The following is a 14,548-nucleotide window of genomic DNA, read 5'->3' as shown; positions in this document are numbered from 1 at the left end:
CAATATCCTTATACGCAACCTTGCATCCTGTAAGTGTTAAACATGTTCCTAGTAATACACTTATGAAACCCATTTTTACTCTTTTTTTCATACAGTCACCTCGTTCGTTACTCTTGGCATTTTAAGTTTAGTTATATTTCCTTTTACCCTGTGGCATAAAAGTTCCAACTTGATGAACGCGCGACACAAATAATTAAGGATTATTGAAAATTCTTTAAAAGTATCCTTTCAAAAAACCCCTTTGTATCATCATGATTTAAAACCCCCAATAAATTAGGTGTTTCAAAGAATTCCACATGACTTATTTCATTATCTTTTGGATGTAAATCTGTTCTATCACCTATATATTCTACATAAAACATAGTGGTTTCTTGTTTTTCATATCCGAGATTCGATTGGATTTCTTTAGGGAAAACAAAACAAATCTTGTCTTTGAATTGTTTAATAACCCTAAACTCTTTGGAACCAGTTTCCTCTTCAAGTTCTCTCAAAATAGCACTTGCTAAGTCATCATCTGAATGTTTTACTCCTCCTTTTGGAAAGTCCCATTCACCCTTTGACATAGTATGTTCTTCTGCTATATCGCTAATTTTCACCTTATGTACCAATAAGAACTCATTATGTTGGAATACGATTGCACCTACAACTTGCCTAATCATTCTACTGTACCCCCTAGAATCTTATTATGAATGTTATTTGGATTTTTAGCCCATTCCAACATTAATTCTCTTTGCTTAACGGCTAAATCTTCAAATGGTTCACTAATGTGCTCAATATTGTTAAAGCGTTTTTCAAAAACACGAGTACTATTAATCTTGAGATACCCACCAAATCCCTTGTCATCATTTAAAATCCATACTACTCTTGTAAAATGAGAAAAAAGTATAGCTCCGGTACACATCGGGCATGGTTCTAGTGTTGTATATAATGTAATAGGTAGTCTGTTTTCTTTAGCAAGTATGAGCTTCTTTCCTGCTGTTCTGATGGCATCAATTTCAGCATGAGCGGAAGCATCATCCTGAGTATGTACCCTGTTTCGTCCCTTACCTAATATTTCATTGTTTCGCCCAACAATAATAGCACCTACTGGATATGTGTTCTCTTTCATTGCTTTTTTCGCTTCTTCTAAAGCCATTTCTAAAAACAAACGATCCATTTCTCTCACCAAAACAAATTCCCCCTTTTAAATTCAATTCTATCAAAAAAAAGTAATAAAAATATGATGAACAATACACGAAATTAACATTAAATGTAATTATTTGAAGTAAGAATGAAAAAATGGTTTTTATTGTATTTTTTTGAACGGTCGTGCTAAAATATAACCATGAGTATAAAAAATAAAACAAACAACCAAAAAGAAATGTCATTTATTGAAAAAGCCCGTAGAGCTCAGATTGTGGAATGTACGATTGATACACTTGCTGAAGTGGGTTATGCACAAGCCTCTTTAGGACAAATCGCTAAACGCGCAAAAATAAGTAAGGGGGTTATTTCTTATCACTTTACAAACAAAGAGAAACTTCTGGAGCAAGTTATAGCTGATTATTATATAGCTTGCCAGTCCTTTATTTGTTCGCAAATTGAAGCTCAAACGCCCCCAAAAGGAATGCTCCAAACGTATATTAAATCTAATCTGAAATTTATTGATGAACATCGTAAGCATGTATTCGCTGTTATAGAAATTGTTTCAAATGAAAGAACAGATGAAGGGAAACTTCGGTTTGCAGCAGACTATGATGAAACCATTTTTCTTCCCATTGAAAATATTCTACGTTTAGGGATACAAGAAGGAGTGTTTCGAGATTTTTCTGAAACGTCTTTAAGGGTGATGACGTTAACAATCAGGCATGCCGTAGACGGATTTAGCCTAGAGCTAATGAGAAATCCCAATCTTAACGTTAAAGATTACACTGAAGAACTTATCACAATCTTTGAGCGGGCAACTCAAAAGTAACATATCACCCTAATGAGGGAGGAAGTACATGATATTTTATGAGGTTATTTGTTTTTGTTGTAAAAAAGGATTTCGGGTATATGAAGGAACTGAAAAATATAAGCAATTTAAGAAAAATCCGAAAAGGAAATATTGCTGTGACGAATGCGGTCATAAAATAAAACTTGAAGCAATAAAACATTTTTTTAGATAGTGGTACTATCTACTACTCACTTTTGCTAGTAGATAATGTCCAACATAAACTATTCTAAAATGGTTAAACTTTTTTATAAAACGGAAGGTTCATCCAAGAAGAAAAGACACTATTTTAATTAATCGTTTTTCAAAATGGTGTCTTTATGTTTCTCACTAAATAAGGATTTTCGCTGTACAGAAATGGGTTAATAGTGTTGCAATAATCTTTTTTCTATTTTGCTACAAATATCGTAGGATTATCGAAAATTAATTTGCAACATAATATATGCAACGTTTTTATTAAGTCTATTTTTGGGGTCTGTGTAGCAATGGAACCAAATCACTCAATAAGTATTAGCGGACATTATCCGTGCACAAAAAAAGAAGGCTCTTCAATTTGGAAGACCTTCCTTTTTAAAGATTCATAAATAATCTACATAGTTTATCATATCTGAAAAAGGAATTATAAATGTAACTTTAGTTCCTATATTTACCTTAGAGTCAATCGTAATTTTTATGCCTAGCTTGGAACAAAGCTTTTCACATAGATACAAGCCCATACCTGTACTTTTACTAAATCTTCTACCATTTTCACCTGTAAATCCTTTTTCAAACACTCTATTTATATCTTTATCTACGATCCCTACTCCATTATCTTCTATAGTTAACATGACTGAGTTGGCTTTCTTAACTGAATATATGCTAATCATGGGCGTTTCACTGTTTGCATATTTTACAGCGTTCCCTATTATCTGATTGAGCATAAACTCGAGCCATTTTCCATCACTATATACAATTTCATTGATATCTTTTATATCTAGTTTGATTTTCTTATGAATGAAATCCCTATAATTTCTTTTCACGACATTCCTTACTGCATCATTAAGATGAATGGGTTTAATAATGTAGTCTTTGCTTACATTGTTACTTCGGGAATAATACAACACCTGTTCTACAAACCCCTCAATCCTATCGATCTGGAGGTCTATTTTATTCGTTAATTCATTTTGATTATTTTCAATAATTAGCTTTGTAGAAGCAATTGGGGTTTTAATCTCATGTACCCATGTTTCTATATACTCCCTATAGTCTGCCTGCATATCTTTGTAGTATTTCACATTCTCATGCATATCTCTACTTACCGGCTTCAGTATATGGTTTAGTTTTTCCCCATGGATAAAATGAGCTTCCTTTATTACTTCTGGAAGTAGGTATTTCTTATCTAAACTTTCTAATATGCTGTCAACTTCATCATAATATACTTTAGCCTGTATACACTCTAAAGCCATATACGAAAATAAGGGTAAAAACCAAATACAAAACACAAAGAATATGAGAAGGGCATGAAAATCCATCATAACCATCACAGCTAATAATATAAGAAATAGCAGCAGATTAGATATAATTACTACCACTTTGTCTTTAATAAATTCACCTATACTCATGGCATGATATACCCCAATCCCCTTCTTGTTTCGATTGGGTTTTCGATGCCAATCTCCTCAAGCTTTTTTCGTAATCTAGTAATATTCACAGTTAAAGTACTGTCATCTACAAAATAATCTGATTTCCACAAGTGTTCCATAAGGAACTCCCTTTTTACGATATTTCCCTTATTGTTTATTAAATAGGAAAGGATTTTCACTTCATTTTTCGTTAACTCTATCGCTTGGTTTTTATACATAACGCTTGCATTGGAAAGATTTAAATGGAAATCCATGTAACTTAACATATTACTCGCCTTCGAGCTTCCATATGTTCTTTTCAAGATATTTGTTATCCTTGCTAATAATATTTCTGTATTATAGGGCTTTGTAATAAAATCATCTGCACCTAAGTTCATACTCATTAATTCATCTACTTCATTGTCCCTACTTGTAACTATTATAATTGGAACATCTGAATTTTTACGTATTTCTCTACATATATAATATCCATCGAACACAGGAAGATTTATGTCTAGCAATATAAGGTCTGCATTTTCATTTTCAACATACTGCATGATATTATTATAATCTATAGGAGCTTTTACATCGTATCCATATCTTTGTAAAAAGTTTTGCAATTCTTCTCTGATCACTGCATCATCTTCAATAATCATAATTTTCTTCATAAAATTCCCCCTCGATCTATTTCACCTTCCATTATATTATCCCTTATATTTTATATAAATATACAGCTATATTTAACTACTAAATATGAAAGTACATATTTAGTTTTATCAGGAATTTTCACCTGTTAAATTCTTGATTATGTCAAAGAGGTACCTACTTTTCAGTAAATACCTCTTTACATGAATACTTATTTATTATTTAACATTTAACTTTCCTTTCACTTTTTCAGGTAATTGTTCCGCTGTTACCTCTTTATATGAGTTTATATCATTTGAATCCTTATTCAAGGGTTTAAATACATCAACAGCAAGATATGCATTTACTTTCAGCTTTTTTTTAGCCCAAAATTTCACAGGAACCTCATTTCCGTTTTTATCATATGCCATTAGATTATAATCAACGAATCCCGTCGAAGGGTTCACAATTCCTGATTTACTATTTTCTGTTATTTTAACGTAACACTTTTCATACTTCAGTTTATTATAACCGTACCACCCTCCAACTGCTGCGAATAATAGTCCACTTAAAATACTTAAAACAATTAGCGTTTTTTTCAAAATAATCACCTTTTACTTCTATTATTTTTACTGCTGAATTTTACTAAAACCTTGTCTACAATCAATCTCTTTATAAATTACTCTTAACAATATTTTTATATCCTATATATGTTGTAAAGAAATATCCTACATACACTATAATAAATATGAAAGCGGTCATTAGCGCTGGAAGGGTAATATCTAGTTGATACACATTACTTATCGTTTCACTCATCATCTTAATTCCCACCACTGAGTGAATCAATGCAAGAATAACCGGAAGACTAAAATATATGCAAGTTTGCATAAAAATTGTTTTGTTAATCATTCTTTCGTTTGCACCAATTCTCTTTAAGGCTTTATATCTTTCTATACTATCACTGGCCTCTGATAATTGTTGAAGAGCTAATACAGCCATGCTAGTAATTAAGAACACGATTCCAATATATATTCCGATATACAGCACCATAACTGTGAACCCCTTGGATTCTGAGTATGTTTGATCCTTTGATACCCCCTGCGGCATACCTCTATCCCGATATCCAGCCATAAAAAAGTCATGGTCGATTTTATCATATTTTTTATTATATTCTTCTCTGTTTTTATCTAAATAATTTACATTAAATACTGACATACGAATCTTATAACCTGATAAAAATTCATCATTTATAATGATTGTACATACATTATCTGTAAAACCACTAGTAGTATGAAGATTTTCTTCTATAACTTTAGTTTGTTTTACCGAATATTCTTTTCCCTTAATATTAAGTTTATTACTGTCTTTCAACTTTTTATTAATTGGTTTAATTACTGGACCTTTATCTGATGAGATTAAAACCTCATCCTTATTTAAATTTATTTCTTTTTCACCCTTTAATTGGAGAATTTTATTATAATCAGATACCTTAACAAAGCTTACGTTAAATGGTTGAAGCTTTTTATCTCGAGATTTCAACAATTCTCCTACGCTTAACTCTGCATCATATTCATTGTAAACTATATATTTTTCATTTTTACTTATTTTAGATTTAATCTTATTTAACGTATCTTCATGGTTATTTTGACTAACATTGTACAACCTTACGCTAGCATCAAAAGGCGTTACTTGTTCAAGTCCTTCTTCAGTAGCTTGTTTAAAACTTATTCCAGTAGACAATATCCCTATTGTAAGAAATAACATTAAACAAATGAGAGACATGGATAAAAAATTCGTATTCACCTTACTATTTATTTGTTTAATTATAAAAATATTTAGCTCTTTTAAATATACCTTTTTATTTTTCTTTACTATATACAAGATGAATCCAGATAAACTAAAGAAAAATAATACTGTACCTAAAATTCCAAGGATTATTGCTAGCAGGAACATAGGATTATCTATCCTGAAGCCTATTTTCAGTATTGTTTTATATGCATAGCCAAGCGAGATTACGCATAAAATAAATACTATTAGATGTATAATAGGATTTTTAAATTTTATCTCTTCATTTTTCTTACTTGCTGTTAACAAATCGATGATCTTGTATTTAGAAATAACAAATACATTAAAGATTATAACAAGTAAGAACATGATACCAAAGTACAATATAGTCTTACCTATAGCACCTGTCGAAACTGCGAATTTATATTCATTCATCGGTAAATCGAATAGCTTTAAAGTCAAGCTAGATAAGGCTTGTGATGCTGCAATCCCTAGTATAAGTCCGCTAATTAAAGATATAGCTCCAACTATTATGGTCTCTGTTACTAATATGCTAGATATTCTTCTTTTTCCCATACCTAAGGTCATATAAATTCCTAATTCTTTTTTACGTTTCTTTATTAAAAAATTACTCGCATATAATATAAGACTTCCTAATATGATGGATACAAATACTGATATACCAGCCAATGCACTAGTTAACGTTTTTATATATGATGAACCTGAATACTTCAGTTCAGTAAGCGCCTTTTGGGACTCTATTGAATTAAAGCTATAAAATATACAAACAGCTAATGTTAGTGTTAAGAAATATATAGCATAATCCTTAAAACTCTTCTTTACATTACTTACGGCAATCTTAGAGTACATTATTATCATCACCTCCAAGCAATGTGATTACTTCGATAATTTTATTAAAGAATTCTTTTCGAGAATCATTTCCTCTTACTAACTCATTAAAGATTTTCCCATCTTTAATAAAAAGGATTCTACGAGCATAACTAGCTGTAAAGGCATCATGCGTAACCATAAGAATTGTTGTCTTTAAATCTTTATTTAGACTCCCAAATCTTTCCAGTAATAATCTGGATGATTTAGAATCCAACGCTCCGGTTGGTTCATCCGCAAGGACTAAGGATGGATCTGTCACGATCGCTCTTGCTGACGCAACCCTTTGTTTTTGTCCACCTGACATCTGATAAGGATATTTGTTTAAAACTTCTTCAATCTCTAAATACTTTGCTACTGCTTTTATTTTCCCATCTATTTCTGAACTTTTTTCACCTTTAATTGTTAACGCTAAAGCAATATTTTCATATGCTGTAAGAGTATCTAATAGGTTAAAATCCTGAAATATAAAGCCTAACTCATTTCGTCTAAATGTATCTAATGCTTTTGACTTTAACCTAGTAATGTCACTATTATTAATGATGATTTTTCCTGTTGTAATATGATCGATTGTTGAAATACAGTTAAGAAGTGTCGTTTTACCACTTCCTGAAGGTCCCATGATTCCAACGAATTCCCCTTCATCTACTTTAAAGCTGATATTATCAATTGCCTTTGTTACGTTATCTTTATTTCCATAATACTTTTCAATTTTTTCAACACTTAATATGGTTTTCATTTGTAGCACTCCTTTTGGTAACACTCCTGTTTTGACTTCGTCTTATGTAACTAATTTTATCCGGTTATATTTGTAGTATCGATGGAACTACATTACATTAACATTACATTTTCGTAATGTTTCACAAAAGAAACCCTCGACTCATGAATAAGCCAAGGGAAAAATAATGAAAGAGAATTTTGTTTTAGGCACAGTTCCTAAGTAGAAGCTGGATTTGAGTTAATATTTTAGACACAAAAAAGTTAAATCTATGCTAATTTTTTAGCCATATCTTCTATTGGAGGTGCACTACATCCCTTAACGTACAGGAAATTGGCCTTTTCTTTATAAAATTTTGCTTAGCGTACGAAATTCGCGTTTTGTTGGTGCTACCCCATCGCTATCGAGCTAAGGTTTTGAAGTACCCCCTAAATGAAAATTTTCTTTCTCTACAGTTAGTTATTTTGAGAAATCAGCTCATTTTTTTGTTTTGGGGGTGTTTACTTTTCTTAAGTTGATGGGCATGAAAATTGTACGTTTAGACACATTTTAGACACAAAATAACCGGTTCCCTGTACGCTAAGGAATCGGTTATTTATTTTACTACTTTTTTATGGAGTTTTTGTCTCGTAATGGTCTTAAATTATCGAAATTTGTTTTTTGATTTAAGTTCCACACATAATCACCTGTCAATGTAATATGTTCCCAACCAAGTGGAGATATATGTTGTAAATATTCTTCTGGAATGTCCACTCCTTTTGCACGCAAAGCCTAATCGATTGGTCGCTCCACGTTGTTTATTTATAAGTTGCAATTCTTCATCAGCTATTGTGTTGTAGCGTAGAATTTCTCTTTCTTCCATATATTCAGGAATTCCATAGAAACCTTCTCTTTGTGATGTAGTTAGAAGTTCTCTCGTTTTCAAATTCTTATTCTCCTTTGTACATTATTTTATTAGAAACTAACGGTTTTCTTGTTTAGAAAGGGATAGTCCCAAGTGGAGCATGAAACATTTCTTTTGGATAGATGCAAACAACACATTCTAATCTAATTTTCTTTATCAATTTTCTCAATCGGATTATGATGAGCATTGAACCGACATTAATTTCTTGCTCAGAGTTAATACTGTAATTGAAAAGAATTTAAAGATTCTATCTCGAAAAAAAGCAAGAAATGTCAAGAGATATAACATGCTGTGTGCTACATTTAATTGCGAAAGGAATATCGTTGATGAGCAATAGATCGAATAGGAATTTAGAAATTGTAATTCCAATACTTGTTTACATTCAAGCCAATTTACATGAGGACTTAGATTTAAAGGTTGTTGCCAAAAAGGCAGGATTATCACCATTCCATTTCCATAGAATGTTTAAGAATGTGGTAGGAGAAACATTAAAACAATATGTTCTTCGAATTAAGTTAGAAAAAGCAGCATTTGCTTTGAAATATTGGGACGAAAAAATTCTTTCTATATCCAATGAATTGGGATTCAAGAATCCAGAATCATTCACAAGAGCGTTTAAGAGAGAATTTCAATATACTCCAAAAGATTATAGACAACAATTTCGTAAAGGGGAATTGAGTTTGGAAGAAAGACATTCTTTTCTGAATCAAATGACAAATGTATTTGAAATATCACCCGTAACACTGAAACATGTAAGTCCAATTGATGTTGCTTTTATACGAAACACCGGTCTGTACGAAGATGTGGATACGAGACTATTTCATAAACTGATTCAATGGGCAAAAGACAAAAAAATCTATCGGAATGATTGTTTTTTATTAGGAGTTGGTCATGATGCGCCTACTATTACACCAAAAGAATTACTACGATTTGATTGCTGCATAGAAGTCGATCAACCTTTTCATTCAGAAGGAAAAATTAGTTACCAACAATTAGAAGGTGGACAGTTTGCGACTGTTACGTATGTAGGGCCTTATGGGATGAATATGAAACACGCTTACCAAAAATTATATCAAGAAATTCAACATAATAAAAACATTGAGTTTGTGGGGCTCCCTGTAGTAGAGATTTACAGGACAACAACAATCAACCCATCATACAAATTAAATCAAACGGATATTTATGTACCGATTAGAGTGAAATAAGGAGGAATTAGGGGATGTTAATTACATTTCAGATGGATATTCAAGCACCTATTGAAAAAGCTTTTTCATATTTAGAAGATCCAGAAAAACAAATGAAGTGGATTCAGGGATTGGAAGGAACAGAAAATATTACAACATTTAATCCAGCTAACCCTGTAGGTACTAAATTTAAACAGCGTCTACGTGAAAGAGGTCGGGTTCAAGAGTACGAAGGTCAAGTGATTGCGTACAAAAAAAATAGTCTCTTAGGAATCCAGCTGCATCTTCCAGCGTTTTTAATTGAAGTCAAATATCAGCTTGAAGTACTAACTGATAAAAGTTGCAGACTATTTTTGACTGAAAAAATAGAAGCTAAAACTCTATTCAGTAAAATCATGAATTTTCTTTTACGTGGGATTATTAAACGGACAATAAAGAAACAAATGATTCTCTTAAAACAAAGTGTGGAAGGAGCAACTGTGCTGGAAAGTGCAGAATAGATTCCAATAAATGTATTTCAAAAGTAATAATACAGAGGTTTTTCACCTCTTTGTTTCTTCAAGTTTCCGCTGATTGATCGCTCGATAAAGAGAACCTTGTGATATGCCAGTTCCTTCTACAATTTCTTTAATGGAGTATTCTTTACTATCATACATACGTAAAGTAATTGAGAGCTTTTCTTTTTCTAATTTGGATCTACCTAACTTTTTTTCACGATTTTTACTGGCTTCCATTCCTTCTTTTACCCGTTCCGCAATCAAATTTCTTTCTAATTCTGCGATAACACACATCTTCTGTAACATAGCCTTACCTGTAGGAGTTCCTGTATCCATATTTTCTTTCAGTGATACGAACTGAATCCCTACTTCTTCGAAATGTTGGATAATATTTAAAATATCTAATGTTTTACGACCTAAACGTGAAATACTTTCAACTACAACGGTGTCGTCTTTTCTTATCATATCAAACAATTTTATAAGACCCTGTCTGTCTCGAATTGTTCCAGTGAATTTTTCTTTAATAATAATTTTTTCACATCCCTATTCAGTAAGTGAATGAATTTGACGATCTAGATTTTGGTCAAAAGTAGATACTTGGGCATAACCAATAATCATATGTTATCTCCTGTACAACGTATATGATTTTATTGTACCGAAGGTCCATTTTTTGTAATGCAGAAACCCTTATAAATAAAAAGGAGTGCTTTTAATATGTACAAACTCAAAACAACAGAAACTAACAATAGTGTAATTGAATTTATTGAAAGTGTTGAAAGTCTTAAAAAACGAGAAAACGCATATCAATTATTAGATATATTTACTGAAACAACAGGCTATACAGCAAAGATGTGGGGACCGAGCATTATCGGCTTTGGTACATACCATTATAAATATGCATCCGGTCATGAGGGAGATGCCCCATTAGTAGGCTTTTCCCCCAGAAAAGCTAAAATTAGTCTATATTTTGCAGTTGGTGACCCTAGGCGAGAAGAACTATTAAAAAGCTTCGGAAAATACACATCTGGAAAATCGTGTATTTATATTAATAAAATAGCAGACATTGATAGTAATGTTCTAAAAGCGCTAATCAAACAATCTGTAAATTTTTTGAAAGAAGAGTATCCAAATCATTAATGAAATTTATGGAGAAAATTAAGAAACAGGTATTTTGAACACACATTAAAATACCTGTTTTTAGGATAGGATTTGAAGGGAATTTCAGAACATGGTAATCATATTATTCTGATTATGCCTTAGGAAGATTATGAAGGTGCTCTTTTAGGGGTACGGAAACGATTCAAAGAATAACCCGCCACATCAGAAAAAACTTCCAATTTCAGCGGGTGATTTTTATTATACTTTTATAAGATTCCCATAAAAAAACAGCTACCGCCTATAGCGATAGCTGCGCTATTCATTACTTCGCGCTCACAATCTTATAATAAGAACGAACTGTTAAGAAGTAATATCCGATATAAATAACGCTATACACACCGATACTCATTAGTAATGGAATCAGAATTTCATTTGGCATTACTGTCTTTAATCCTTTTAATGCAAATAAGCTGTGGCAGATTCCTACTAATAATGGAATCGCGAAGATAAAGCCTACTTGTTTTGCAATCGCTCTTTTCATTTCTTGTTTTGTAACTCCAACTTTGCGGAGTACTATATAGCGATTACGGTCTGCACTTGCTTCTGTTAATTGTTTGAAGTAAATGATAGAACCTGTTGCTAGTAAGAACACTAGACCTAAGAAGAGACCGATAAACATCATTAACCCTGTTGCTTCCAGCATCTCGTGGAAACCAGTGTAGAAATCATTGAAAGGTTGTTTAAATTCTGTTTCCCCAGTTCCAACTGGCATCGCTTTCCTTAATTTCTCCGTTAGTACTTTACCATTCTTTTCATCTTTTACATCGATATTTTTAACAATACGTGTCTCAGATACTTTTTTTGCACTGTTATATACTTTATCTGGTACAACAACGAATAATTCACCTAAGTTCGTTAGAGTACGCCCTTCAGCACCTTTAATCGTCAATGCCTTTGTTTCATTTCCTATTGGGAATACAGCTTTGTTCCCTTTATATACCGGACTGAATTCATGACCTTCAATATACAAACCATCATATACAAAAGCTTCATCAGCAGCTAAATTTACTGCATCTACATCCATTTTCTTTGCTATTTGATTAAATGCTGATTGCGATATAAGCTGATATTGCTTGGTAATTGAATCCAGTTTATTCCTACCCATATCTACTTTTTTTCCTTCAAACTTCCCTGTCACAGGAACCATTTCTATTTCGAATTGGTTCGTTACAGGATGGCTCTGTTTCTCTTCATCCAAAATCGCATTTACTTTCTGATCAAGTACCGCATCTTTTTTCTCGTAAGAATAACTGTATGGTGCAAAAGATCTCACTTGTTTAAACGTATTGTAATACAGCGTTACAGATGTACCAACTGCTGTTAATGTGACTGCACTTAATATCGCAATTGTCGCAAGTGACTTCGCATTTCCTTTAATACGATATAGTAACTGTGATGTCGTCACTATGTTCATGCTATTATAGAAAGATGATTTATTATGTCTTGCACGTTTCAACACAAATACAGTAAAGAACATAAATAGTAAGTACGTTCCTAATACTGTCGCAAGTAAAATATACAGTGCAACTATCATAAAGTCCGCATACTTAACTGCTTTATCATACATCAGTGATAAGAAATAACCTGAACTAATTAAAAATACTGAGATCAACGCCATAATCACTGACCCTTTTGGCATTTCTTCTCCTTCACGTTCCGCATGGAAAAGCTCAATCAGTTTAAAGCGGTAAATTAAACGATATCCTTGAAGTGATGTGTACAATATAATCACCATAAAGATAATTGCTGTATCAACAATCGCGGACATCGGTACTTCAAAGTGAACATTTAAGTTTAATCCCATCATACTTACTAGTAGTTCAAGGAATAATTTTGAAAGCACACTCCCAATCGCAATTCCAATTACTAATGACATTAATCCCATTAACATATTTTCATAAAACAGCATTTTACCAATTTGTCTTTTACGAATACCTAATAAAGAATATAATCCAACTTCTTTTTTACGCTTTCGTGTAAAGAATCCGTTAGAGTATATAATAAATACCGCTACGAAAATAATAAGCATTACACTTGAAGCTTGGAATCCCCCACTAATTTTCTTGGAGCCTTCCGCGGCTTTTTCCATTTGTGAATTGTACTGAAGTGCCTTAAATGTAAAATACATAACGATGCTAAAGATCATAGATGCAAAGTATAAAAAGTAATCTTTAAAGTTCCGCTGTATGTTGCGGAGAGCAATACTAGATAATGTCATCTGCCATACCCCCAGAAATTGCAGACATTACGTCGACTACTTGTTGGAAGAATTGTTTACGAGTTAATTCTCCGCGGTGTAATTCTTTATATAACTCGCCATCTTTAATGAAGATAACTCGCTTGCAGTAACTTGCTGCAAACGCATCATGCGTTACCATTAAAATGGTTGAATTATCATGTTCATTTAACAACTTCATACTTTCCAATAAATCTGTTGCTGATTTTGAATCAAGTGCTCCTGTTGGCTCGTCTCCAAAAACCATACTCGGATTCGTAACGATTGCACGTGATGCCGCGCAACGCTGTTTCTGTCCACCAGATACTTGATAGGGGAACTGATTTAAAATATGATCAATACCAAATTTCTTCGCGATTTCAAGAACGCGGCGATCAATTTCACTTGCCTTCACCCTTGATAACGCAAGAGGTAAAGCAATATTCTCTTTCACCGTTAACGTATCTAATAAGTTATAATCTTGGAAAATGAATCCTAAATGATTACGGCGGAATAATGCCAGCTTATCATCATTCATTTTCACAATATCTTTTCCCTCAATTAAAATTTCACCATTCGTCGCATTATCAATCGTAGAAAGAACATTTAAAAGAGTCGTTTTACCAGACCCAGAAGGTCCCATAATGCCAACAAACTCGCCCTCTTTTACTTGCAAGTTAATACCTTTTAACGCTTCAAATTTATTTCCACCTGTATCGTATACTTTTTTAATTTGTTTCGCCTCTAATACTGTCTTCATTTCTATCCTCATTTCATCTATTCTCTATTTTCATTCTATAATCTCTACTCTTGCCACTATCAATGCTTCCTACATAACATGCCAGTTTTATAAGGCCTACTAACAGAAGAAGCGTAAATTTAACTTTACGAATGAAAGTACTTTGTTACTATAGCATTGGGAAATCGTACTAACTATTGATTCTTCTTACATAAACATTACAATTATGTAAGGTTAAAAAATCACCCTATATAATTAGGCAT

At 32.4% G+C, this 14,548-nt stretch carries 14 protein-coding genes and 2 pseudogenes; 5 read left to right on the top strand and 11 right to left on the bottom strand.

The genetic code is table 11. The annotated features are described in order from the left end of the window. Positions 1–200: 200 nt before the first annotated feature. Both MHH71_RS26975 and MHH71_RS26970 read right to left on the bottom strand, forming a co-directional pair. On the bottom strand, positions 201–659 hold the full coding sequence (locus MHH71_RS26975) for an NUDIX hydrolase (protein ID WP_033799289.1): 459 nt from the start codon (positions 657–659) through the stop codon (positions 201–203). Beyond that, on the bottom strand, positions 656–1,156 hold the full coding sequence (locus MHH71_RS26970; RefSeq protein WP_371391988.1) for a nucleoside deaminase: 501 nt from the start codon (positions 1,154–1,156) through the stop codon (positions 656–658). The genes MHH71_RS26975 and MHH71_RS26970 overlap by 4 nt, the downstream gene beginning before the upstream one ends. 168 nt (positions 1,157–1,324) lie before the next feature. On the opposite strand from MHH71_RS26970, the gene MHH71_RS26965 reads away from it, so the two are divergent. Both MHH71_RS26965 and MHH71_RS26960 read left to right on the top strand, forming a co-directional pair. Continuing rightward, positions 1,325–1,954 carry a TetR/AcrR family transcriptional regulator gene (locus tag MHH71_RS26965; protein ID WP_078211802.1) on the top strand — a complete coding sequence of 210 codons (630 nt, stop codon included), beginning with the start codon at positions 1,325–1,327 and terminating at the stop codon, positions 1,952–1,954. A 28-nt stretch (positions 1,955–1,982) separates the two neighbouring features. After that, positions 1,983–2,147 carry a DUF2197 domain-containing protein gene (locus tag MHH71_RS26960; protein ID WP_078211803.1) on the top strand — a complete coding sequence of 55 codons (165 nt, stop codon included), beginning with the start codon at positions 1,983–1,985 and terminating at the stop codon, positions 2,145–2,147. A gap of 403 nt (positions 2,148–2,550) precedes the next feature. Here the strand turns inward: MHH71_RS26960 and MHH71_RS26955 are convergent, their stop codons facing one another. From MHH71_RS26955 to MHH71_RS26930, 6 genes and pseudogenes are all read right to left on the bottom strand, one after another. After that, on the bottom strand, positions 2,551–3,573 hold the full coding sequence (locus tag MHH71_RS26955; protein WP_033799290.1) for a sensor histidine kinase: 1,023 nt from the start codon (positions 3,571–3,573) through the stop codon (positions 2,551–2,553). After that, positions 3,570–4,241 (bottom strand): response regulator transcription factor, encoded by a 672-nt coding sequence (locus tag MHH71_RS26950; RefSeq protein ID WP_006096809.1) that lies wholly within the window; start codon positions 4,239–4,241, stop codon positions 3,570–3,572. Before MHH71_RS26950 ends, MHH71_RS26955 begins: the two co-directional genes overlap by 4 nt. A gap of 195 nt (positions 4,242–4,436) precedes the next feature. Beyond that, positions 4,437–4,808, bottom strand: coding sequence for a YxeA family protein (locus tag MHH71_RS26945; protein WP_006096810.1), 372 nt, complete (start codon positions 4,806–4,808; stop codon positions 4,437–4,439). A gap of 61 nt (positions 4,809–4,869) precedes the next feature. Next, complete coding sequence (locus MHH71_RS26940; RefSeq protein WP_033799292.1) at positions 4,870–6,852, bottom strand: ABC transporter permease; 1,983 nt, start codon at positions 6,850–6,852, stop codon at positions 4,870–4,872. Beyond that, on the bottom strand, positions 6,842–7,609 hold the full coding sequence (locus tag MHH71_RS26935) for an ABC transporter ATP-binding protein (protein WP_033799293.1): 768 nt from the start codon (positions 7,607–7,609) through the stop codon (positions 6,842–6,844). Before MHH71_RS26935 ends, MHH71_RS26940 begins: the two co-directional genes overlap by 11 nt. 582 nt (positions 7,610–8,191) lie before the next feature. Further along, positions 8,192–8,359, bottom strand: a pseudogene (locus MHH71_RS26930) (Tn3 family transposase); the annotation flags it as partial. A 459-nt stretch (positions 8,360–8,818) separates the two neighbouring features. Here MHH71_RS26930 and MHH71_RS26925 point away from each other — a divergent pair. Beyond that, entirely contained in the window at positions 8,819–9,697 is an 879-nt protein-coding gene (locus MHH71_RS26925) for an AraC family transcriptional regulator (RefSeq protein ID WP_033799295.1), read from the top strand. A 14-nt stretch (positions 9,698–9,711) separates the two neighbouring features. After that, positions 9,712–10,176 (top strand): SRPBCC family protein, encoded by a 465-nt coding sequence (locus MHH71_RS26920; RefSeq protein ID WP_006096815.1) that lies wholly within the window; start codon positions 9,712–9,714, stop codon positions 10,174–10,176. 42 nt (positions 10,177–10,218) lie between these two features. Here the strand turns inward: MHH71_RS26920 and MHH71_RS26915 are convergent. Then, positions 10,219–10,791 (bottom strand): annotated as a pseudogene (locus tag MHH71_RS26915) (recombinase family protein). A gap of 96 nt (positions 10,792–10,887) precedes the next feature. Here MHH71_RS26915 and MHH71_RS26910 point away from each other — a divergent pair. After that, a complete protein-coding gene (locus MHH71_RS26910) occupies positions 10,888–11,310 on the top strand; it encodes a DUF1801 domain-containing protein (RefSeq protein WP_006096817.1) in 423 nt (140 codons plus the stop codon). A gap of 283 nt (positions 11,311–11,593) precedes the next feature. Here the strand turns inward: MHH71_RS26910 and MHH71_RS26905 are convergent, their stop codons facing one another. Further along, the gene (locus tag MHH71_RS26905) at positions 11,594–13,549 is read right to left on the bottom strand and encodes an ABC transporter permease (protein ID WP_033799296.1); all 1,956 of its coding nucleotides are present in this window, start codon (positions 13,547–13,549) and stop codon (positions 11,594–11,596) included. Continuing rightward, positions 13,536–14,306: an ABC transporter ATP-binding protein gene (locus tag MHH71_RS26900; RefSeq protein WP_033799297.1), complete on the bottom strand. Its 771-nt coding sequence runs from the start codon at positions 14,304–14,306 to the stop codon at positions 13,536–13,538. Before MHH71_RS26900 ends, MHH71_RS26905 begins: the two co-directional genes overlap by 14 nt. Between the last annotated feature and the right edge of the window lie 242 nt (positions 14,307–14,548).

This window comes from Bacillus sp. FSL H8-0534, assembly GCF_038005885.1.
GTDB classification, from domain to species: Bacteria; Bacillota; Bacilli; order Bacillales; family Bacillaceae_G; genus Bacillus_A; species Bacillus_A pseudomycoides.
Note: the sequence above shows the minus strand (reverse complement) of the source record. Positions and strands in the feature narration are given on the sequence as shown.